The organism is Herbihabitans rhizosphaerae, assembly GCF_004216555.1.
Lineage (GTDB): Bacteria > Actinomycetota > Actinomycetes > Mycobacteriales > Pseudonocardiaceae > Herbihabitans > Herbihabitans rhizosphaerae.
In genome coordinates this window covers 703,833-723,448 of record NZ_SGWQ01000002.1, presented here as the reverse complement: position 1 = coordinate 723,448, position 19,616 = coordinate 703,833, and the positions used below count along the sequence as shown (strand labels likewise).

The following is a 19,616-nucleotide window of genomic DNA, read 5'->3' as shown; positions in this document are numbered from 1 at the left end:
CAGCCGTGGCCGTAGGCTTGTCGGGTGGTCGCACCCACCCTCTCGCCGGACGAACCGGCCACGCCAGAGACCTCGCCGCCGTCGCGGGCCCGCCGGGCAGCCCCGGTGCTGGCCCGCGGCGCGCTGGCGGTCGGCGCTGGCGTACTCGAGTACCTGAGCTTCCCGCCGAGGACCGTCTGGTTCCTCGCGCCCATCGGATTCGCGATCCTGTACTGGCTGCTGCACGGCCGCCGGGGGCGCGCCGGGTACGGCTACGGACTGCTGTTCGGCCTCGGGCTCATGATCCCGCTGCTGGCCTGGACCGGGGTGTACGTCGGCCTGATCGCCTCCGTGCCGCTCGCGTTGGCCATGTCGCTGCTGCTCGCGCTGCCGTGCGCGGCGATCTCCGTGCTGTCCACCGTGCTGCCCGCCGCGCCGGTGTGGGCGGCGATGCTCTGGGTGGCGGGTGAGGGGTTCCGCTCGATCTTCCCGTTCGACGGGATCCCTTGGGGCAAAACGGCTTTCGGGCAACCCGACGGCCCGTACGTGGCACTGGCCGCGGTCGGTGGCACGCCGCTGGTCGCCTTCGCCGTGGCACTCACCGGCTTCGGGCTGGCCGCGTTCGTTCGCGTGATCGTCGAGCGGCGCGTGGCGGTCCGGGTGATCGTCGCGCCGGCGCTGGCCTTCGTACTCCCGATCGTCGCCGCGGTCTCCGCACTGCCCATGGTCGGCACCGACGCGCAGGCCGGCACGATCACCGTCGCCGCCGTGCAGGGCAACGTGCCGCGCCTCGGCCTGGACTTCAACGCCCAGCGGCGCGCCGTGCTCGACAACCACGTCAAGCGCACCGAGCAGCTCGCCGCCGACGTGAACGCCGGCCGGGTCAAGCGGCCGGACGTGGTCATCTGGCCGGAGAACTCCTCGGACATCGACCCGTACCGCAACGGCGACGCCCGCGAGGCGATCAACCGCGCGGCGCGCGCCATCGGGGTGCCGATCGCGGTCGGCGCGGTGCTGGTCGGCGACGACGGCAACCCGCGCAACACGGTCGTGCTCTGGACCCCGGACGCCGGGCCGACCGACACCTACACCAAGCGCCAGCTGCAGCCGTTCGGCGAGACCATGCCGATGCGCTCGTTCTTCCGGCTGTTCAGCTCCACGGTGGACAAGGCGGGCAACTTCCAGCCGGGCAGCGAGCCGACCGTGTTCGCCGTGGGTGCGGCTCGGATCGGCCTGGCCACCTGCTGGGAGGTCGCGTTCGACGACCGGGTGCGCGACTCGACGCTCAACGGCGCGAACCTGCTCGCGGTGCCCACCAACAACGCCACCTTCGGGCTCACCGAGATGACCTACCAGCAGCTGGCCATGGACCGCGTGCGCGCGGTCGAGCACGGCCGCGCGGTGATCGTCGCGGCAACCAGCGGCACCAGCGCGATCGTGCGCCCGGACGGCTCGGTCGTCGCCAACACGGACCTGTTCGTGCCGGCAGCCCTGGTCGAAGAGGTGCCGCTGCGGACAGCGACTACGCTGTCGGATCGACTCGGCGCGCTGCCGGAGTGGTTGATGGTCGCCGCCGGGCTGGCCGCACTCGGAGTGGCGATCGTGATGCGCCGGCGTCGTCGTGATCCAGGTCGGGAAGAGGAGAACAATGGCGGCCCAGCCACAGAGCAGCGGTGACACTCTCACACCTGTGTTGGTGGTGATCCCGACCTATAACGAGCGGGACAACATCGAGCCGATCGTCAAGCGGCTGCACGCGGCGTTGCCCGAGGTGCACGTGCTCGTGGTGGACGACGGCAGCCCGGACGGGACCGGTGAGATCGTCGACCAGATGGTGGCGGCCGACGAGCGGGTGAAGGTCATGCACCGCACGGAGAAGGCCGGCCTCGGCGCCGCCTACGTGGCCGGGTTCGACTGGGCGCTGGAGCGCGACTACGCGGTCGTCGTGGAGATGGACGCGGACGGCTCGCACGCGCCGGAGGACCTGCCTCGGCTGCTGGACGCGCTGTCCGACGCCGACCTGGTGCTCGGGTCACGCTGGGTGCCCGGCGGCAAGGTGGTCAACTGGCCCAAGCGCCGCGAGTTCTTCTCCCGGGGCGCGAACCTGTACTCGCGGATGGCGCTCGGCGGCCAGATCAAGGAGTTCACCGCGGGTTTCCGGGCCTACCGGCGCGCCGTGCTGGAGAAGATCAAGCTGCACAACGTCGCCTCGCAGGGCTACTGCTTCCAGATCGATCTCGCGTGGCGCACGCTGGAGGCCGGGTTCACCGTGGTCGAGGTGCCGATCACGTTCACCGAGCGCGAGCGCGGCGAGTCGAAGATGACCGGCAGCGTGATCCGCGAGGCGCTGCTCCGGGTCACCAAGTGGGGCCTGCGCCGCCGCGGCCAGCAGCTGCGTGGAGTGTTCAGCCGCCAGGGCTGACATGGACTCGGGTCCCGCCGGACATGAGTCCGGAGATCAGCTGTACGACGCCATCGGAGCCACCTACACCGTGACTCGGCGCACCGAGCCGCGGATCGCGAGCCAGGTCTGGGCCGCGCTCGGCGATGCGCGGACCGTGCTCAATGTCGGGGCGGGCACCGGCTCCTACGAGCCCTCCGACCGTGACGTCACCGCGGTGGAACCGTCGGCGGTCATGCGGGCGCAGCGCCAAGCAGGCGCGGCGCCGTGCGTGGCTGCGTTCGCGGAGAGCCTTCCGTTGGAGGACCAGTCCTTCGACGCCGCGATGGCTTTCGCCACCATCGATCACTGGCAGGACCCGATCGCGGGTCTGCGCGAGATGCGGCGGGTCACGCGCCGCGTGGTGGTGTTCACCAAGGACTTCAGCGCCCTCGATCTATTCTGGCTGGATCGCGATTATCTGCCCGAGCGCGCCGGCCTTCTCGTCGGCCGGCCGTCGCTGCCCGAGCTGGCCTGCTCGATCGGTGCCACGGTGGAACCGGTGCTCATTCCGTGGGACTGCGCGGACGGCTTCTACGAGGCCTACTGGCGCCGGCCCGAGGCGTACCTGGACGAGGATATCCGTCGCGGGATGTCGATCTGGGCCAGAGTCGGGCCGGTCGCCGAGCAGCGGGCAGTGCGCGGCCTCCGTGATGACCTCGCATCCGGCCACTGGGCCGAACGCAACCGCGACCTGATCGATCTCGACGCGGCAGAGCTTGGCGTGCGTCTGCTTGTCGCCTGATCCGGGGCCTGGACATGCGAAGACCCCCGGCAAGGGGCTCCGGGGGTCTTCGCGGTCGTGTGTGTCAGGCGCTGCGGCTACGACGACCGCGCAGCTCCTCGAGCCGCTCGGTCAGCAGATCCTCCAACTCGGGGATGGTGCGCCGTTCCAGCAGCATGTCCCAGTGCGTACGCGGAGCCTTGGTCTTCTTCTGTTCCGGCTGCTCGCCGTCGATGATCTTCGACTCGCTGCCGTGCAGGCGGCACTCCCAGGTGGGGGGAACCTCGGCGTCATCGGAGAACGGGACCTCGAACTCGTGGTCCTTCGGGCACGCGTACCGAACCGTACGGCGCGGCGCGAGATCGTGGTTGCGGTCAGTCTCGTAGCTGACCGCCCCAAGCCGGCTCCCACGGAGAACACGGTCGGCCATGGCGGTGTCCTTTCCTTCGGCTCGTGTAGAGCCCCGGGGTGTTGCTCACCGAGTGCAACGACCGGACTGGTCCAATCGTTCCCGGATGCAGGGTCCGGTAGCACACGGTGACGTCATTCACCCGTCAACAAAAGCTTCCTCCTTAGGGAGCGAATCGGCACGGATTTGTGACGCGTTATCGCGATGGTCATCCGGGATATCACCCGCACGGGGGATATCCGTGTAGGGCCGTTGCCGAACTGGGGTGTCATGACGTGTGATGCACGCCCCTTTGGCGGCGTGTCAAGAGGTCTCCGAACCGGTGATGTGCTACCGACACGTACGGTAGCCGATCGGCTGTGAGGGAGTTGCTCACTGTCCGTACTTACTGAGGGTCACAGGCGCTCGGGCTCGGCGTTGCCGGCCGCGCGAATCGCCTTGCGCACCGGCACCAGCCACAGCAGCACGAACCCGACCACGAAGAACACTCCGAGCGCGATGATCGCGTAACGGAACGTGCCGGTGGCGTGGCCGATACTGGCGAACAGCAGCGGCCCCATCCACGCGGTGCCGCGCTCGCAGATCTCGTACAGGGAGAAGTACTGCGCTTCCTTGCCCCTCGGGATCATCTGGCTGAACAGCGACCGGGACAGCGCCACCGTGCCGCCGAGCACCAGCCCGATCCCGGCGGCCAGCGCGAAGAACTGGAGCTCCTCGCCGGCCTTCACGAAGTAGGCGCACACCAGCACCACGATCCACACCACGAGGCTGCCCAGGATCGTCCGCTTCGCGCCGAGCCGGCGGGCCACCAGCCCGTGCAGCATGCCGCCGAGGTAAGCCACGAACTGGATCACCAGGATCGTGATGATCAGCGTCTGCTCGCCGAACTTCAGCTCCTCGGTGCCGTACTGGGCCGATACCGACACGACCGTCGAGATGCCGTCGGTGTACACCAGATACGCGCCGAGGAACGCCAGCGTGAGCGGGAACGCCCTGGCCGCCTTGAACGTGGTGCGCAGTTCGCGGAAGCCGGCGGTGAGCACCGACGCGCCGCGCTCGGCTTCGTGCGGTGGCACCTGGTGCTGTTTGAGCCGGCGCAGCGGGATCAGCGTGAAGCCGGCCCACCACAGACCGGAGATCACGAAGCAGAGGCGGACCGCGGTGCCCTCGGCGATCCCGAACGTCTCGTGCAGCGTCACCAGCACCAGTTGCAGTGCGAGCGCGCACCCGCCGCCGAGGAATCCGAACGCCCAGCCGCGGGCGGACACGTCGTCACGCTCGTCGGCCTCGGCTATCTGGGGCAGGAACGAGTAGTAGACGACGATCGAGGCGCCATACCCGACTTGGCCGATCGTGTAGAAGATCAGCGCCGGTTGCCAGGTCGTCTCGACCACGGTCACCAGCAGGCAGGTCGAGCCGGCGCCGATGAACGCGAACGTGGCGAGCATGCGCTTCTTGGCGTGGCTGCGGTCGGCGATCGCGCCGGTGATCGGCAGGACCAGCACTTGGATGAGCGTCGCCGCGGCGAGCAGGTAGCCCCAGAGCGCGCCGGCCGGGAACTCGATACCGAACAGCGACACGTCGCAGTTGACCAGCGTGTTCTTCTCGAAGACGCCGGTGTCGGCGTTGACCGCCATGCACGGTTGGGGCCCGTTGCGCGCGATGTCGGTCTTCGCGTCCTCGGCCGCGATCGAGCTGAAGTAGATCGCGCCGAACACCGTGGTGACCGACGTGTAGAACGTCGTGTTCGCCCAGTCGTACCAGTACCAGGCGCGTTGCTCGCGACGGCGGCTCGTCGCGCTCTCCGCTGCCCCCGGGCTGTCGTCCACGACGCTCATCAACCCCTCCTCGGCCCCGGATGGGTGTCCGGGTACGCGGAGGGTACTGAACCCGGGGTCACGCACGGGCGGCTGTGGCCGGCTCGATACGAGATCGATCAGGCTTCGGATTCACCGGCGTGTCGCGCACTCACCCGCGAGGGTGACGTGTGATGCTAATGGTTTACATGTTGCTGTTGTGAAAGTTGTGACTTCGACTTACCGTTCCACTCATGAGCGGTAAGCGAGTTGTGCGTGGGATTGCGAAACTGCTGCTCGTGGCGGCCGCCGCGGCGGGAATCCAGGTCTTCGTCATGAGCGTGTCCGCGGCCGCCGACCCGCCGCGGCACGACTGGTCGAAGCTCCGCGCGTGCGAAGCCAGCGGCCGGTACAACACCAACACCGGCAACGGCTACTACGGCGCGTACCAGTTCGACCTGTCGACCTGGCGCAGCGTCAAGGGAGCCGGCCTGCCACACCAGGCATCATCGTCCGAGCAGGACTACCGGGCGCTGTACCTCTACCGCATGCGCGGCTGGCAGCCGTGGGAGTGCGCCGACGGCAAGCACCTGGCCCTGCGCAACGACCGGGACGCGCGCAGCAAGGTCGTGCCCAGCCGCGCCGACTCCGCCTACATCGGCGGTCACGTGCGCCCGCCGGCACCGCCGAGGCCGCCCGTTCCGCCGTCGGCGCCCGCCGCGTGGCCGGGCAAGGTCTACGCGTTCGGCGACTGCGACGAGGCGCTCAAGGCGTTCCAACTGCGCATGAACGCGTTCGGCTACGACTTCCAGGGCAGCGGCTGCTACTACCAGGAGACCCACCAGGCCGTGTTGGATCTGCAGCGTGCCAACCACATCAGGGACTCCGGCCGGCTCGGTCCCAAGACGTGGAAGGCTGCGTTCAAATAGCGTGCGACCTCAGCGTGGCTTGCGCTCGGTGCGGTCAAGCGGGCCGACTTTAAGTAGTGGCCCAGGTGCCGCGCTGGGTGAGCACGTCGCGCAGCAGATCGGGGCGGTCGGTGACCAGACCGTCCACCCCGAGGTCGAGCAGGGCGTTCATCTGGACGGGGTCGTTGATCGTCCAGACGTGCACCTCGAGGCCCATGCGGTGCGCGGCCTCGACTGTCCGCCGGGTGACCAGTTCCAGCCGGCCGTGGCGCACCGGCACCTGCGCCGAGAAGCCTCGGATCGCCCGGCTCACCGGCAGCCTGCGGTTCCACCCGGACGCCCACAGCGCGAGCACCGAGCGCGGGCCCATCGAGGTGATCAGGCGGGCGCCGCCGAGCTTGCGCACCCGGGCCAGCCGCGTGTCGGAGAACGTGCCGAGGCAGACGCGCTCCCACGCGTCGGTGCGGCGCACGGCGTCCAGCACCGGCTCGACCGCCGTGTCGGCCTTGACGTCGATGTTGACCAGCGCCTCCGGCAGCTCCTCGAGCAGGTCCTCCAGCCGGCTCACCGGCTCCCTGCCGGCCACCTTGGCGCGTCGCACGGTCTGCCACGGCAGCCGCGCGATCTGGCCGGTGGCGTCGGTGGTGCGATCCAGCGCCGCGTCGTGGTGCACCACGACCACGCCGTCCGACGTGGCGTGCACGTCGGTCTCCAGATACCGGTAGCCCTCGTCGACGGCACGCCGGAACGCGCTGAGCGAGTTCTCCATGCCGTCGAGGTCGTCCACGTGCCAGCCCCGGTGGACGAACGCACGCGGATGCGGTCCGCGCAGGTAGCCGTGGTCTGCCGCGAAGTCGAGACGCATCCTTGAAGTTTGCCTCAGCGGCGTGGCGTATGGGTGCACGCTGGGTGTCCAGATACGGTCGCACGTCATGAACGCGGCGACACCAACGAGCACCGAGCCGAGCACCGAGCCGGCGTACCTGCCGCGCCGTGCCGAGGCGCGGCACTGTGGCTGGTGCGGTCGGCGGCTGCCGGACGAGGATCGGGTGGGCCGCCCGAGGCGGTACTGCGCCCAGCCGTGCCGCCAGCGCGCCTACGAGCGACGCACGGCCGTGCAGCGCGGCGGCCTGCCTGAGGACGCCGTCGTATTGTCCGGAAACGAACTATCGGATCTCCAAGACAGGCTGTTCCAGCTACGGTGTGCGGCGGAAGACGTGGCGACCGCAGCCGAGGACGGCGCGGAAGCGGGGGAGTTGCGTGCGATGGCCGCCGAGTTGGCCCGGGCGGCGCAGAGCATGGAACGACTGCGCTGACGGCCGAGGTCAACTACGCTTCGTGTACAGCCGATCGTGTGAAGGGGTGCCCGGTGGACGAGTTCACGGGTGAGGACGAGGTCGCGGCCCGCGAGGTCCTGTCCGCGACCGACGTCGCCTTCGCCGTGACCGACGGGCGCTGCCAGATCAGCTGGGTCAACCCCGTGATGGCCGACCTGCTGGAACTGGACGCCGAGCAGGCCGCGGGACGGTCGCTGCCGGCCCTGCTCACCGGCGCGCCGTCGGTGCCGCATCCGCCGGCCGTGGTGCCGTGGCGGTCGGGGGACAAGCCGGACGGCCGCTGGCTCGAGGTGAGCTGTGTGGCGCTGGCCGACGGGCGGCTGCTGTACCGCGCCGTGGACGTGTCCAGTTGGCGTGAGCGGGAGCTGGAGTCCGCGCACATCGCGCACTGGCAGGACGACCTGCTGCGGATGGTCGAGGAGGACCCGCTGACCGGGCTGCCCAACCGCAGGGCGCTCACCAGGGTGCTGGAGCGCGAGCTGGCCAGGGGCGGTCACGGCGCGCTGGTGCTGCTGGATCTGGACAACTTCAAGGACATCAACGACCTGCGCGGGCACACGGTCGGCGACCGGGTGATGAGCGCGCTCGCCGATCTGCTGCGCGACCGGCTGGGCGAGGGGCACGTGTTGGGCCGGTTCGGCGGTGACGAGTTCGCCGTGCTGATGCCGAACGCCAACGAGGCCGAGGCCAGAACCGTCGCCGACCGGTTACGCACCGCCGTGGCGGCGACTCCACTGGGCGGAAGCCTGTCGGGTAGCCACGCCACGGTCAGCGCGGGTGTGACGAAATTCGACGCTGGGGACAACTGGCAGGCGGTGCTCGCCAACGCCGATCTCGCCCTGTTCGCCTCCAAGACGGCCGGTCGCAACCGGGTCACCGTGTACGAGCAGGGGCACTACATGGACACCGCCATGCGAGTGTCCGTTTTGGACAGAGTGCGCAACGCGTTGGCCGACGGCGGGCTCGCGCTGCACGCGATGCCGATGGTGAAGCTGAGCACCGGCCGCGTCGTCGGGCACGAATTGTTGTTGCGGCTAGAGGATAATCGGCTTCCGCACCTCGGGCCCGGCGAGTTCCTGCCGGCGGCTGAGCGTACCGATCTTGTTCTGGACATCGACCGCTGGGTGGCCGATACGGCGATCGACGCACTCGTCGAGCACCCGTATCCGGGGCTGCGGTTCAACGTCAACGTGTCCGGACGGACGCTGGAGGACGAGGACTTCGGCGACTTCGTGCTGGACCGGCTGGCCGCCGCCGGAGTCGCTCCCGGTCGTCTGGGATTCGAGATCACCGAGACCGCCGCCGTGACGAATCTCGACGCGGCGCGGAGTCTGTCGCAGCAGCTGCGGGCCAGCGGCTGCCGGATCACGCTGGACGACTTCGGCGCCGGCTTCGGGTCGTTCGTGCACCTGAAGCAGCTGCCGATCACCGGTTTGAAGATCGACGGGGAGTTCGTGCGCGGCATCGACTACGGCAGCCGGGACACCGTCCTGGTCAGCGGGATCGTCGACATCGCGCGTGGCCTCGGCCTGTCGGTCGTGGCCGAGTGGGTCGAGCGGCCGACTCAGGTGGACGCGCTGTCCCGGCTCGGAGTGCGTGTCGCGCAGGGCTTCCACCTCGGCAAGCCCGAGCCGCTGTCGAGCCTGCTGGCCAACGCGTCGGGCCGTTGGACGCGCCGGCCGCAGCTGATGGCCGACATCGCCAGGGAGATGCCGTCGGTGGAGAACACCGCGCCCAACTGAGCGGCCCAGGGCAGTTGCGTCACGTGACGCAACTGCCGTTCGGCCGGTTTCGGGCGAGGGGAGTGGCGCCGAGAAGTACGATCACCGGGTGACCAGCAGACCAGCCGCCCAACAGAACCTGCGCGATCTCGCGCTGCTGCGCCGAGTTCGCGACCGGATCGACCGGGAGTACCAGCAGCCGCTGGACGTCGACGCGCTCGCGCGCGGCGTGAACATGTCGGCCGGGCACCTCAGCCGCCAGTTCCGGCAGGCGTACGGCGAATCGCCGTACAGCTACCTGATGACGCGGCGCATCGAGCGTGCGATGGCGCTGTTGCGTCGCGGCGATCTCAGTGTCACCGAGGTCTGCTTCGCGGTCGGCAGCTCGTCGCTGGGCACCTTCAGCACGCGGTTCACCGAACTGGTAGGTGTTCCGCCCAGCGCCTACCGGCGTGATGGGGCGCGCGTGACCGAGGGGATGCCGCCGTGCATCGCGCGACAGGTGAGCAGGCCGGTCAGGAATCGAGAAGCGCAGGTCATCGAGCCACAGCTAGCGTGATCGCCATGGACATCACCATCAACACCACGTTCCTCCCGCACGACGATCCGGAGGAGTCCCTGGCCTTCTATCGCGACGTTCTCGGCTTCGAGGTCCGCGGCGACGTCGGGCAGGGCGCGATGCGCTGGATCACCGTCGGCCCCGCCGGCCAGCCCGACACGAACATCCTGCTGGCGCCACCGGCCGTCGCTCCCGGCATCACCGATGACGAGCGGCGCACCATCACCGAGATGATGGCCAAGGGCACCTACGGCTGGATCCTGCTGGCCACCAAGAACCTTGACGCGCTGTTCGAGCAGTTGCAGGCGCACGACGTCGACGTCGTGCAGGAGCCGACCGACCAGCCCTACGGCGTTCGCGACTGTGCTTTCCGCGATCCGGCCGGCAACGAGATCCGCGTCAAACAGGTCAACTGAGCCGTCCGCCGATCATGGGGCTCATCCCGTCCGCCTATCGGCCGGTGCTCGGCAACCGGGTGTTCCGGCGGCTGATCCTCGGCTTCGCGGTCTCCTACCTTGGGGACGGGATGAGCTTCGTCGCGGTGGCGTGGCTCGCCATCGAACTCGCGCCACCGGGGCAGGCCGGCCTGTGGGTCGGCGGCGCGGTGGCCGCGTACACGTTGCCGGGTGTGGTGGGCGCGCTGGTGTTCGGTCGCCGTCTTCGGCGGGTGCCGGCCAGGCGGCTGCTGCTCATCGACAACGTGGTGCGCGGCGTGCTCCTCGGCGCCGTCCCGCTTGCTTGGCTCGCCGGGCTGTTGTCACCGCCGTTGTACCTCGCGCTGCTCGCGGTCTCGTCGCTGCTGCACGCGTGGGGCAACGCCGGCAAGTACACGCTGCTGGCCGAGCTGCTGCCGGACGAGCAGCGGCTCGCCGCCAACACGCTGGTCAGCTCGCTCGAATTCGCGGCGATGATCGCCGGACCGGCGATCGCCGGCGTGCTGGTGACCTACATCAGCCCGGCGTTGGTACTCGGGCTGGACGCACTCACCTACGTCTTCCTCGCCGTGCTCGTCGCGCGCACCCGACTGCCCGCGTCCGGACACGTCTCGATCGTCGACAAGACGGCCGCGCGCGGCGGGTTCGCGCTGCTGCGCACGCATCCCGAGTTGCTCGGGCTGCTGGCGCTGACCTGGTTCTTCAACTTCCTGTACGGGCCCGTCGAGGTCGCGCTGCCGCTGCACGTGACCGACGACCTGCACGCGCCGGGCACCCTGCTGGGCCTCTACTGGACCTTGTTCGGCGTCGGCGCGGTGTTGGGTTCGCTCGCGATCGGCGCGTTGCGGCGGCTGCCGCTGTGGCCGGTGACGATCGCCATCGTGATCGGCTGGGGGCTCACCCTGTCGCCGTTCGGGCTCGACGTGCCGACAGCCGTCACCGTCGGGTGCTTCGCGCTCGGCGGCGCGATCTACGGGCCGTTCGTCGCGCTCTCCGTGACCCTGATGCAGAAGACGGCGCCGCCGGAACACCTCGCGTCGATGCTCGCCGCCCGCAGCGCGGCGTTGCTTACCGCCGCGCCCCTCGGTACGGCACTCGGCGGTCCGCTCACCACCGCACTCGGCCCGAGCACGACCCTCGGCGGCTCCGGGCTGGTCACCGTGCTGCTCGGGGTGACCGCCTGCGTGGTGCTTCTGGTGAGCCGGCGGGACTGGTCAGGAATCAAGAAGCACTGACCGGCACGGAGTACATAGCGTAATCGCCATAGTGAGATCACGACGTGAAGGAGTGACCATGAGCGACTCGACCACCCGGGGGTTTCAAGACCCTGCTGCACCCCGTGTCCGACCTGGACAAGGCCAAGGCTGTGTACACCGCGCTGCTCGGTATCGCGCCGCAGGCCGACTCGTCCTACTACGTCGGTTTCGACGCCGAGGGCCAGCACATCGGGCTGGTTCCCGGTGGTGGACCGCAGGCCATGACCTCGCCGGTTGCCTACTGGCACGTGCCGGACATCGATGCGAAGCTTGCCGAGGTCACCGCCGCCGGGGCGACCGTCAAGGAGCCCGTGCACGACGTCGGTGGTGGCCGCGTGGTCGCCACCTTCACCGACCCCGACGGCAATGTCGTCGGGCTGCTTCAGGACTGACGAAGGGGAGTGGACGCCATGACTGAGAGTAAAGGCACCAGCGAGTACACCGGACTCACCGCCGACGAACGCGCCGCGATGAAGGAGCGGACCAAGGAGCTGAAGGCGGAGGCACGCCGCGGCAAGAAGGCGGCGGACCAGGAGGCCGAGGCGCTCGCGAAGATCGCCGAGATGCCGGACTCCGACCGGGTCATGGCCGAGCGGTTCCACGAACTCGTCAAGGCCAACGCGCCGGAGCTGCAGCCGAAGACCTGGTACGGGATGCCCGCCTACGCCAACAAGGACGGCAAGAACGTCTGTTTCTTCCAGGCCGCGGCGAAGTTCAACGCGAGGTACGCGACGTTCGGTTTCGAGCAGGACGCGAACCTCGACGACGGCACCATGTGGGCGACGTCCTTCGCGCTGACGGAGTTGAACGCCACGGCCGAGGCGAAGATCGTCGCGCTGATCAAGAAAGCGGTCAGCTGAGGCTGGAACGTCAGTCGACCTTCGTGAGCGTGCCCCTGGGGACGAGCGCATTCGGCGATGATCCGCGTGCCGAAGACGCTCGTCCCCAACGTGTCGTCGTAGTTCGATAATCTACATTATGTTAAGTAGAAGGTCCGCGACTCACCAGTTGCCGACGCTGACGTCGTCCGGGTAGGGCGCGCCCTTCCCGGTCTCGACGAGTTGTTTCAGGCTCATCAGGAACTTGGCCCACGTGGTGCCGCAGTGATGCATGAACTCCACCGGCTCGCGCCAGCCCTGATGGTTGAACAGCACGATCGTGTAATCGTCCTCCTGCTTGAGATCAAAGCTGATCGTCGTGCCGACCCACTCGTCCGGGCCTGCCACGACTTCCCACAGCACCCGTTTGGCCGGCTCCAGTTCGCGCACCCGCATGTCGGAACCGCCGGCGTCGCCGAACCGGAATTCGACGATTCCGCCCACCGTGCTGTCGCCGCTCGTACTCGTCGTCCACCATCCGGCGAGGCCGTCGATCGTGGCGAGTGTGTCGTAAACACTGTTGAGATCCGACTTGACGCCTACCCGATGCAGAATGTCTACCATTTCTCCTCCTTCATTTTGGACATACTTCACCCCGCGAAGCATTCACCTTGCAGAGCTAGCGAATTCTCGAATTCACTTGTTCTGCGCGCGTTGAATCGCCTCGGAGATCCGCTTGATGCGCCGCAGCCTGGAATCCCAGGTGGCGCCGACCGAATTGAGTTGCGCTATCGCGCGGGCTAATTGCGCCTCGTCCACGTCGTATCTCCGCTCCCGTCCGGCCGGCGTACTGCGAACCAGGCCGACCCGATCGAGGACGCCGAGATGCTTCGCCACGGCCTGCCGGCTCACCGGCAGTCGTTCGCTGAGCGAGGTCGCCGTCGCCTGCCCGTCGGACAGCAGCAGATCGAGCATCCGCCGCCGGGTGGGATCTCCGATCGCCGACCAGAGGTCGTCGTCCACCGCGGTGGTCATGGCGTGGACACCAGACGGGCGACGTACGCGCCGAGGCGCGGAACGAAGTAATCCCAGCCCTCGACGTGCGAGTTGTACGACGCTTCGAGAACCGCGGCCTCCCACCCTTGCTCACGGAATCCGCTTTCCGTGAGGTGAACGGTCGTCCCGTTCTCGGAAGGGGTCAATTCGAACGTCACGAGCGTCGAGTTGCCCGGGCTCGCCACCTCCCCTTCCTGGTGACACCAGCGGAACGAGAACAATCGGGGAGGCTGGGCGTCCACGACAGTCACCGTGGAGATGCGCGCCTCGGGCGCGTTCCGGTCACCCCAGACCAGTTCACCGGTGCCACCGGGAACGGGATCGAGTTCCACGTCGTCCGGCCACCATTCCTTGAGGTGTTCGGGGCTGCTGACGACCTCGTACACCACCTCAGGCGAGGCTTCGACGTAGATCTCGCGCTCGATGCTGCCGTACTCCATGTGATCTCCCGTGTAGTGCAACGTTCGGTTGCGTGTCACGTTAGCCCACCGGCACGCGATACGCAACCGATGGTTGCTATCGGGCGCCGCCCTCCCCTGCGCGTCGCCGCCCCTACTCCCCTGGACATCGCCCGCGACCTCGCCGGATGGGGTGCGCAGGTGGAGGTTCTCGATCCGCCGGAGGTCCGCGCCGAAACGGCCAGGATCGGCGCCGAGCTGGCCGCGCGCTACGGCTGAGCCAATCGTTGGGCATTGGCTCTTCTCGCTCGGTACGGCGACGGTGAGGATCGCCGCATGACGACACACCACGAGGACCCACGCGCCCTGGCCGCCGTCTCGGTGTCCGACGCCATCGCGGCGCTGCCCGGCCCCTTCCAGCAGCACACCCTGGCGGCGGTGAACGACACCACGGTCGTGCGGTTGGCCCGGCTGGAGGGCGAGTTCCCCTGGCACCACCACGACGAGGACGAGCTGTTCCTGTGCTGGGACGGGACCTTCCGGATCGAGCTGGAGGGTCGTGATCCGGTGGTGTTGAGGCAGGGCGAGCTGTTCGTCGTCCCGCGCGGACTGCGGCACCGTCCGGTCGCCGACGAGACCGCCCACATCCTGCTGATCGAGCACCCGGACACCAAGCAGTACGGCAGCTGATCGGTCCGACATACCTCCGACACACGCCGGACACGTGCGGGATCGAGGAATCTGCGAAAAAGTTGGCGCGCCGTGTCGATCGGCCGGGTGCCGGTTCGACGCGTTGGTGAGCCGGAACGAGCCGGTCAGCACGAAGGAGATCCCGATGCGAGTCATGGTCCTGGTCAAAGCCACCCAGGAGAGCGAAGCCGGCGAGATGCCCTCCGAGGAGGTTCTCACGGCGATGATGAAGTACAACGAGGAGCTGGTGAAGGCGGGCGTCATGCTCGCCGGCGAGGGCCTGCACCCCAGCACGAAGGGTGCGCGCGTGCGGTTCGAGGGCGGCAAGACCAGCGTCCTGGACGGCCCGTTCGCCGAGACTAAGGAGCTCGTCGCGGGCTTCTGGCTGCTCGAGGTGAAGTCGATGGAAGAGGCCGTCGAGTGGATCAAGCGGTGCCCGAGCGACCCCAACCGCACCGAGGAGATCGAGATTCGCCAGGTGTTCGAGGCCGATGATTTCGGCGACGCCTACTCCGACGAGTCGCGCGCGACCGAGCAGCGTATCCGCGAGCAGATCGAGCAGAACCAGCAGTCCTGATCTGCGGCGACGACGGTGGCGGTGCTCCCCCGGGCGCCGCCACCGTCTACGCGGTCACGCCGCGGCGGCACCTTCCAAATGAGCCTTCAGCCGGTGCAGCGTCGTGGCGATGTTGGCTTTGTTCACGCCAGGACGGTCGAGCGCACCGGTGATCAGAATGGCGAACGGGATGAACCACAGTGGAGCCCGTAGCCAGTTGGTCTCGGTGACGGTGCAACCGTCCGGGCCGGCCTCGATGTCGTACTGCCAGCGAGAGATGGGGATGCCCAGTGGCGCGGTCACCTCGTAGGCGAACCGCCGGTTCGGGTCGGCGTCGGTGACCCGGCACGTGGTGACCCAGCGACGCGGGCCGTTGCGGTTGTAACCGCGGAAGCGCGCGCCCACGGCGGCACCGCCGGCGTCGTCCAGCCAGCGGGCGCGGTGTGCCTCCTCGGCGAACTGGATCATGACCGGTGGGTCGCTGATGATTCGGTACGCCTCGGCGGCGTCCGCGTGGATGGTCACCGCGCCGGTCGCGGCCGGCTCCGGGAACCGCGGGATGCGTGGGATCCGCATGGGCACTCCTCCGCTGGTGTGGTCGTGAGTAGACCAGCGGACAGGGAACGCCGGCAAGGGTGGGCCAACCTCGCGACGATCAGCCAGAGCAACGGCCTTGACCAGTGGAAACGATGGTGGCGGTGCTCCATGGGCACGGTTACCGTCGCACGCGGGTGAGTCGTTGACCGCCAAGTACCCACCATGTGAACACGAAATTACGTACCTACGTACGTATTCCTGACGACGCGCGCTCTGCACCCCGTACGGAATGGTCATGCCGTGGTCGTAAGAGGGCGGCCCGGTTCTGAGCAGGGAGCTGAGCAATGTCGCTACAGCAGTGTGCGGTCCCGAGCGGGGGAACCAACTCGACGACGACGCGGACCAGGAGATTGCCGCGCGGAATCGTGGACGGCTTCCGTCCGCACGCGCCGCATCTGGCCCGGGACGTCGTCACCGCGATCCGGCAGGCCGTGCCGGAGTACGACGCGCCGCTGTCCGGCCCGTTCGGCGAGATCATGAAGGCGGCCGTGCAGGCCGGCACGCTCCGGTGTGTGGACATGCTCGCCGACCCGAACGCGCCGCAGGACGACTGGACGCCGGTGTTCCGCGGTATCGGCAAGACCGAGCGCGCCGAGGGGCGTTCGCTGGAGTCGCTGCAGGCCGCGTACCGCGCCGGTGGGCAGGTCGCGTGGCGGCACGTGTCCCGTTATCTGCGGTCGCACGGCGCGCCGCCGGATCTGCTGCGCTGGGCGGCCGAGTCGATCTCCAAGTACCTGACGATGGCGTGCGGGCTGTCGACCGACAGTTACTTGCTCGAGCGGGCCGACCACAGCGACACCGTGGAGGTGAGCCGCCGGCAGCTCGTGCGGCTGATGCTGGCCGACACGGCCACCGACGAGCGCACCCTGACCGGTGCCGCGCGTGCCGCGAACTGGGAGCTGCCGGAGCGGGTGACGGTCGTGGCGCTGAGCGGTCCCACGACCGGGCGGCCGAACGATCTCGGGCCGGCAGTGCTGGCCGACTTCGAGACGGCCGAGCCGTGCCTGATCGTGCCGGCCGGTGACCCGGCGCTGCGCACGCTGACCGCGGCACTTCCCCGCTGGCGTGCCGCGATCGGCCCGGCGGTGCCGATCGCCGACGCGGCCGCCTCGCTGCGGGTCGCCCGGCGCGCGCTGACGCTGGCCGAGCGCGGGCTGATCACGCCGCAGCCGGTGATCGACTGCGCGGACCACCCGCTGCCGCTGACACTGTTCGCCGACGACCTGCTGATCGACCAGATCATCGATCGCCGGCTCGCTCCGCTGCGCACCCTGACCGACCGTCAGCAGCACCGGCTGCTGGTGACGCTGCACGAGTGGCTGAGCTCGCGCGGCCGGGTCGCCGAGGTGGCCGAGCGGCTGCGGCTGCACCCACAGTCGGTGCGCTACCGCGTCAACAAGCTGCAGGAGCTGTTCGGCGACTCGCTCACCGACCCGCAGGGGCGCTTCGAGCTGGAGCTGGCCGCGCGCGCCAAGCTGCTGCTGACCGGCAACAACGACGCCGTCGCCGAGGAGGAGCTCCCGCCGGAGGAGGACTCACGAGCGGCGTGACTCGACCACCCAGGCCGCGATCTGCGCCCGGTTGGTGAAGCCCAGCTTGGTCAGGATGTGCTCGACGTGCGTCTCCGCGGTGCGTGGCGCGATGCTCAGCTTGACCGCGATCTGCCGGTTGGTCAGGCCCTCGGCCACCAGACCGGCGATCTCGGTCTCCCGCTTGGTCAACGGGCTGTCCGTCCGCCCGACCGTGGCGCCGTTGCCCGCGCGCTTCTCCCCCAGCGCGTAGGCGACGGCGTCCTCGGTGGGCCATGCCGCGCCCACCATGAACTCCCGTGCGGCCTCGTCGAACCCGAGCTGACCGGCCACCAGCTCGGTGTCCTTGCGAATCGGCTCGACGAACGCGGCGTAGTTGTTCGGAGACGCGCCGAGCGAGCGCCACACCGTGGCGGCTCCGCCGAGCAGTTGTGCCGCCTCCCTCGGCCGGTCGCTGTGCGCCGCGCAGCCGGCGATCACGGTCATCGCGAACGCCACGATCACCCTGTCGTGCACCCGCCGCTGCAGGAGCAGGACCTCCTTGCACGCCTTGCGCGCCTCGTCGATGTCGCCCCGCAGATACTCGGCCGCGCCGACCGACCACAGCGTCCACGACCGCCAGAACACCTCGCCGTTGGACACCAGGGTGTCCACGCAGTCCCACAGCACCCGGCGGCCGGCGGCGAGCTCGCCGCCGAGGCTGAGCGCCAGCCCGTAGTTGTAGGTGGACCACAACTCGCCGCCCTGGTCGCCGAGCTGGCGGAACATGTCCTTCGCGATGCCGAACAGCTCCATCGCCTCGGACATCTGATCACCGATCAGCGCCTGGTACGCGCGCACGTGGTACACGTAGGCGCGGATCCGGTCGTCGTCGGTGCGCTCGGCGACCCCGGCCGCGTCGCCGAGGCTCGCCTCGAACGCGGGGATGTCGCCCTGCACGAGGGCGAGGAAGGCGGCGATCCACTGCGCGTGCCCGCGTCCCGGCGCGTCGTCCGGCGCGGCCGCGACGAGCCGGCTGAGCCACATCCGCCCCTCGGTCAGGCCGCGGATGATCCAGTACTCCTTGAACGAGAGCACGGTCCGCAGTGCCACCGCCGCCTCGGCCGGGTCGCCGGCGCAGAAGTCCAGCGCGACCCGCAGGTTGGGGTGCTCGCGGCGGAGCCGGTCGATCCACGCCACCTGGTCGGGACCGATCCACTCGGACTCGAACCGGCTGGTCATCGCGAAGCACCAGTCGCGGTGCCGCCGGCGCATGCGGAGCAGGTCGCCGGACGAGCGCAGCCGGTCCTCGCCGTACTGGCGCATCGTCTCCAGCATCCGGTACCTGGCCAGCCCGTCGTCCTCCTCGCGCAGCAGGATCGACTTGTCCAGCAGGCCGTCGAGGACGTCGAGCACCGCGTCGCGGTCGAGCCCGTCGCCGGAGCACACCTGCTCGGCGGCGTCCAGGTCGAAGCTGCCGGAGAACACCGACGCGCGTCCCCACAGCAGGCGTTCCGGTTCGGTGCACAGGTCGTAGCTCCAGTCGACCATCGCGCGCAGCGTCTCGTGCCGGCCTGGGCCGCTGCGGCTGCCGCCGGTGAGCACGGTGAGCTGCTCGTCGAGCCGCTCGGTCACCTGCCGCACGGACAGCGCGCGGAGCCGGGCCGCGGCCAGCTCTATGGCCAGCGGGTGGCCCTCCAGCCTGCGGCACAGGGTGACCACGTCGGTGACGTTGTCCTCGGTGATCGTGAACGCCGGCACGATCGCGGTGGCGCGGTCCACGAACAGCCGCACCGCGTCGTACTGGTCGAGCCCGGTCGGGGCCGCACCGGTGTCCGGCACGCTCAGCGGCGGCAGCGGGAGCACGCGTTCGCCGGCGACGCCGAGCGACTGCCGGCTGGTCGTCAGCACGACGAGCCCAGGGCAGGCGGTCACCAGTGCCTCGACGAACCGGGCGCACGGCTCCACCATGTGCTCGCAGTTGTCCAGCACGAGCAGCATCCGGCGGTTGCGCACATGATCCACGATCACGTCGATCGCCGACATCACGGACCGGTTCTCCAGGCCGAGGCGGCTCGCCACCGTGTTCATCAGCAGTGCCGGCTCGTGCAGGTCGGCCAGCGCGACGAACACCACCCCGTCGGGGAAGGTGCTGCGCGAGGCTGCCGCGACTCGCAGCGCGAGCCTGGTCTTGCCGACTCCGCCGGGCCCGGTCAGCGTAATGACGGACGCAGCGCCCAGTAACCGGCGCACCTCCAGGATCTCCGCGCGGCGCCCCACATACGTGGTCAGCTCCGCGGGGAGAGTGTTCGCTGGAGATCGATCGGCGGCCGCACCCGCTGTCACGTCATCACCCACCCAAACCTCGGGCCGCCATTGTGTCCTATTCGGCCGGAGTTCACGAAAGATGCTGATCAATCCTTGACACAC

General features: G+C 69.1%; 23 protein-coding genes. 15 read left to right on the top strand and 8 right to left on the bottom strand.

The annotated features are described in order from the left end of the window. Positions 1-24 precede the first annotated feature (24 nt). The 3 genes from lnt (at position 25) to EV193_RS09105 (ending at position 3,164) form a co-directional block, all read left to right on the top strand. Positions 25-1,656: an apolipoprotein N-acyltransferase gene (gene lnt, locus EV193_RS09115; RefSeq protein ID WP_130343540.1), complete on the top strand. Its 1,632-nt coding sequence runs from the start codon at positions 25-27 to the stop codon at positions 1,654-1,656. Beyond that, entirely contained in the window at positions 1,628-2,401 is a 774-nt protein-coding gene (locus tag EV193_RS09110) for a polyprenol monophosphomannose synthase (protein WP_130343539.1), read from the top strand. Before lnt ends, EV193_RS09110 begins: the two co-directional genes overlap by 29 nt. A 70-nt stretch (positions 2,402-2,471) precedes the next feature. Then, positions 2,472-3,164, top strand: a complete 693-nt coding sequence (locus EV193_RS09105) for a class I SAM-dependent methyltransferase (RefSeq protein ID WP_242613234.1) — start codon at positions 2,472-2,474, stop codon at positions 3,162-3,164. A 64-nt stretch (positions 3,165-3,228) separates the two neighbouring features. On the opposite strand, the gene EV193_RS09100 is transcribed toward EV193_RS09105, so the two are convergent. Beyond that, the gene (locus EV193_RS09100) at positions 3,229-3,573 is read right to left on the bottom strand and encodes an RNA polymerase-binding protein RbpA (protein WP_130343537.1); all 345 of its coding nucleotides are present in this window, start codon (positions 3,571-3,573) and stop codon (positions 3,229-3,231) included. A gap of 374 nt (positions 3,574-3,947) precedes the next feature. Continuing rightward, on the bottom strand, positions 3,948-5,390 hold the full coding sequence (locus EV193_RS09095; RefSeq protein ID WP_130343536.1) for an MFS transporter: 1,443 nt from the start codon (positions 5,388-5,390) through the stop codon (positions 3,948-3,950). Between the two features lie 212 nt (positions 5,391-5,602). On the opposite strand from EV193_RS09095, the gene EV193_RS09090 reads away from it, so the two are divergent. After that, positions 5,603-6,277 carry a transglycosylase family protein gene (locus EV193_RS09090; protein WP_130343535.1) on the top strand — a complete coding sequence of 225 codons (675 nt, stop codon included), beginning with the start codon at positions 5,603-5,605 and terminating at the stop codon, positions 6,275-6,277. Positions 6,278-6,326: 49 nt separating this feature from the next. On the opposite strand, the gene EV193_RS09085 is transcribed toward EV193_RS09090, so the two are convergent. Continuing rightward, a complete protein-coding gene (locus EV193_RS09085) occupies positions 6,327-7,121 on the bottom strand; it encodes a glycerophosphodiester phosphodiesterase family protein (RefSeq protein WP_242613233.1) in 795 nt (264 codons plus the stop codon). A 67-nt stretch (positions 7,122-7,188) separates the two neighbouring features. Between EV193_RS09085 and EV193_RS09080 the strand changes: the two genes are divergently transcribed. From EV193_RS09080 to EV193_RS09050, 7 genes are all read left to right on the top strand, one after another. Continuing rightward, positions 7,189-7,572 carry a hypothetical protein gene (locus tag EV193_RS09080; RefSeq protein ID WP_130343533.1) on the top strand — a complete coding sequence of 128 codons (384 nt, stop codon included), beginning with the start codon at positions 7,189-7,191 and terminating at the stop codon, positions 7,570-7,572. Between the two features lie 53 nt (positions 7,573-7,625). Further along, complete coding sequence (locus tag EV193_RS09075) at positions 7,626-9,335, top strand: putative bifunctional diguanylate cyclase/phosphodiesterase (RefSeq protein ID WP_242613232.1); 1,710 nt, start codon at positions 7,626-7,628, stop codon at positions 9,333-9,335. A gap of 88 nt (positions 9,336-9,423) precedes the next feature. Then, entirely contained in the window at positions 9,424-9,873 is a 450-nt protein-coding gene (locus tag EV193_RS09070; RefSeq protein ID WP_130343532.1) for a helix-turn-helix transcriptional regulator, read from the top strand. A gap of 5 nt (positions 9,874-9,878) precedes the next feature. Beyond that, complete coding sequence (locus EV193_RS09065; protein ID WP_130343531.1) at positions 9,879-10,289, top strand: VOC family protein; 411 nt, start codon at positions 9,879-9,881, stop codon at positions 10,287-10,289. 14 nt (positions 10,290-10,303) lie between these two features. Continuing rightward, positions 10,304-11,542 carry an MFS transporter gene (locus tag EV193_RS09060; RefSeq protein WP_130343530.1) on the top strand — a complete coding sequence of 413 codons (1,239 nt, stop codon included), beginning with the start codon at positions 10,304-10,306 and terminating at the stop codon, positions 11,540-11,542. Between the two features lie 104 nt (positions 11,543-11,646). Further along, on the top strand, positions 11,647-11,955 hold the full coding sequence (locus EV193_RS09055; RefSeq protein ID WP_242613231.1) for a VOC family protein: 309 nt from the start codon (positions 11,647-11,649) through the stop codon (positions 11,953-11,955). Between the two features lie 18 nt (positions 11,956-11,973). After that, positions 11,974-12,423, top strand: coding sequence for an iron chaperone (locus tag EV193_RS09050; RefSeq protein WP_130343528.1), 450 nt, complete (start codon positions 11,974-11,976; stop codon positions 12,421-12,423). 141 nt (positions 12,424-12,564) lie between these two features. Here the strand turns inward: EV193_RS09050 and EV193_RS09045 are convergent, their stop codons facing one another. From EV193_RS09045 to EV193_RS09035, 3 genes are all read right to left on the bottom strand, one after another. After that, the gene (locus EV193_RS09045) at positions 12,565-13,005 is read right to left on the bottom strand and encodes an SRPBCC family protein (protein ID WP_130343527.1); all 441 of its coding nucleotides are present in this window, start codon (positions 13,003-13,005) and stop codon (positions 12,565-12,567) included. Positions 13,006-13,077: 72 nt separating this feature from the next. Further along, positions 13,078-13,416, bottom strand: a complete 339-nt coding sequence (locus EV193_RS09040; protein WP_130343526.1) for an ArsR/SmtB family transcription factor — start codon at positions 13,414-13,416, stop codon at positions 13,078-13,080. Next, positions 13,413-13,877, bottom strand: coding sequence for an SRPBCC family protein (locus EV193_RS09035; RefSeq protein WP_130343525.1), 465 nt, complete (start codon positions 13,875-13,877; stop codon positions 13,413-13,415). Before EV193_RS09035 ends, EV193_RS09040 begins: the two co-directional genes overlap by 4 nt. Before the next feature lie 69 nt (positions 13,878-13,946). Here EV193_RS09035 and EV193_RS09030 point away from each other — a divergent pair, with 69 nt between their 5' ends. The 3 genes from EV193_RS09030 to EV193_RS09020 all read left to right on the top strand — a co-directional run bounded on the left by EV193_RS09030 (position 13,947) and on the right by EV193_RS09020 (position 15,102). Continuing rightward, positions 13,947-14,114 (top strand): WCX domain-containing protein, encoded by a 168-nt coding sequence (locus EV193_RS09030; RefSeq protein WP_423202143.1) that lies wholly within the window; start codon positions 13,947-13,949, stop codon positions 14,112-14,114. Positions 14,115-14,171: 57 nt separating this feature from the next. Continuing rightward, positions 14,172-14,525 (top strand): cupin domain-containing protein, encoded by a 354-nt coding sequence (locus tag EV193_RS09025; RefSeq protein ID WP_130343524.1) that lies wholly within the window; start codon positions 14,172-14,174, stop codon positions 14,523-14,525. A 145-nt stretch (positions 14,526-14,670) separates the two neighbouring features. Beyond that, complete coding sequence (locus EV193_RS09020; RefSeq protein ID WP_130343523.1) at positions 14,671-15,102, top strand: YciI family protein; 432 nt, start codon at positions 14,671-14,673, stop codon at positions 15,100-15,102. A 54-nt stretch (positions 15,103-15,156) separates the two neighbouring features. Here EV193_RS09020 and EV193_RS09015 read toward each other — a convergent pair whose 3' ends face one another. After that, positions 15,157-15,657: an SRPBCC family protein gene (locus tag EV193_RS09015; protein ID WP_130343522.1), complete on the bottom strand. Its 501-nt coding sequence runs from the start codon at positions 15,655-15,657 to the stop codon at positions 15,157-15,159. A gap of 371 nt (positions 15,658-16,028) precedes the next feature. On the opposite strand from EV193_RS09015, the gene EV193_RS09010 reads away from it, so the two are divergent. Next, a complete protein-coding gene (locus EV193_RS09010) occupies positions 16,029-17,228 on the top strand; it encodes a PucR family transcriptional regulator (RefSeq protein ID WP_165401292.1) in 1,200 nt (399 codons plus the stop codon). Here the strand turns inward: EV193_RS09010 and EV193_RS09005 are convergent. Next, positions 17,214-19,532, bottom strand: coding sequence for an ATP-binding protein (locus EV193_RS09005; RefSeq protein ID WP_242613230.1), 2,319 nt, complete (start codon positions 19,530-19,532; stop codon positions 17,214-17,216). The two genes, EV193_RS09010 and EV193_RS09005, sit on opposite strands and share 15 nt — an antisense overlap. Between the last annotated feature and the right edge of the window lie 84 nt (positions 19,533-19,616).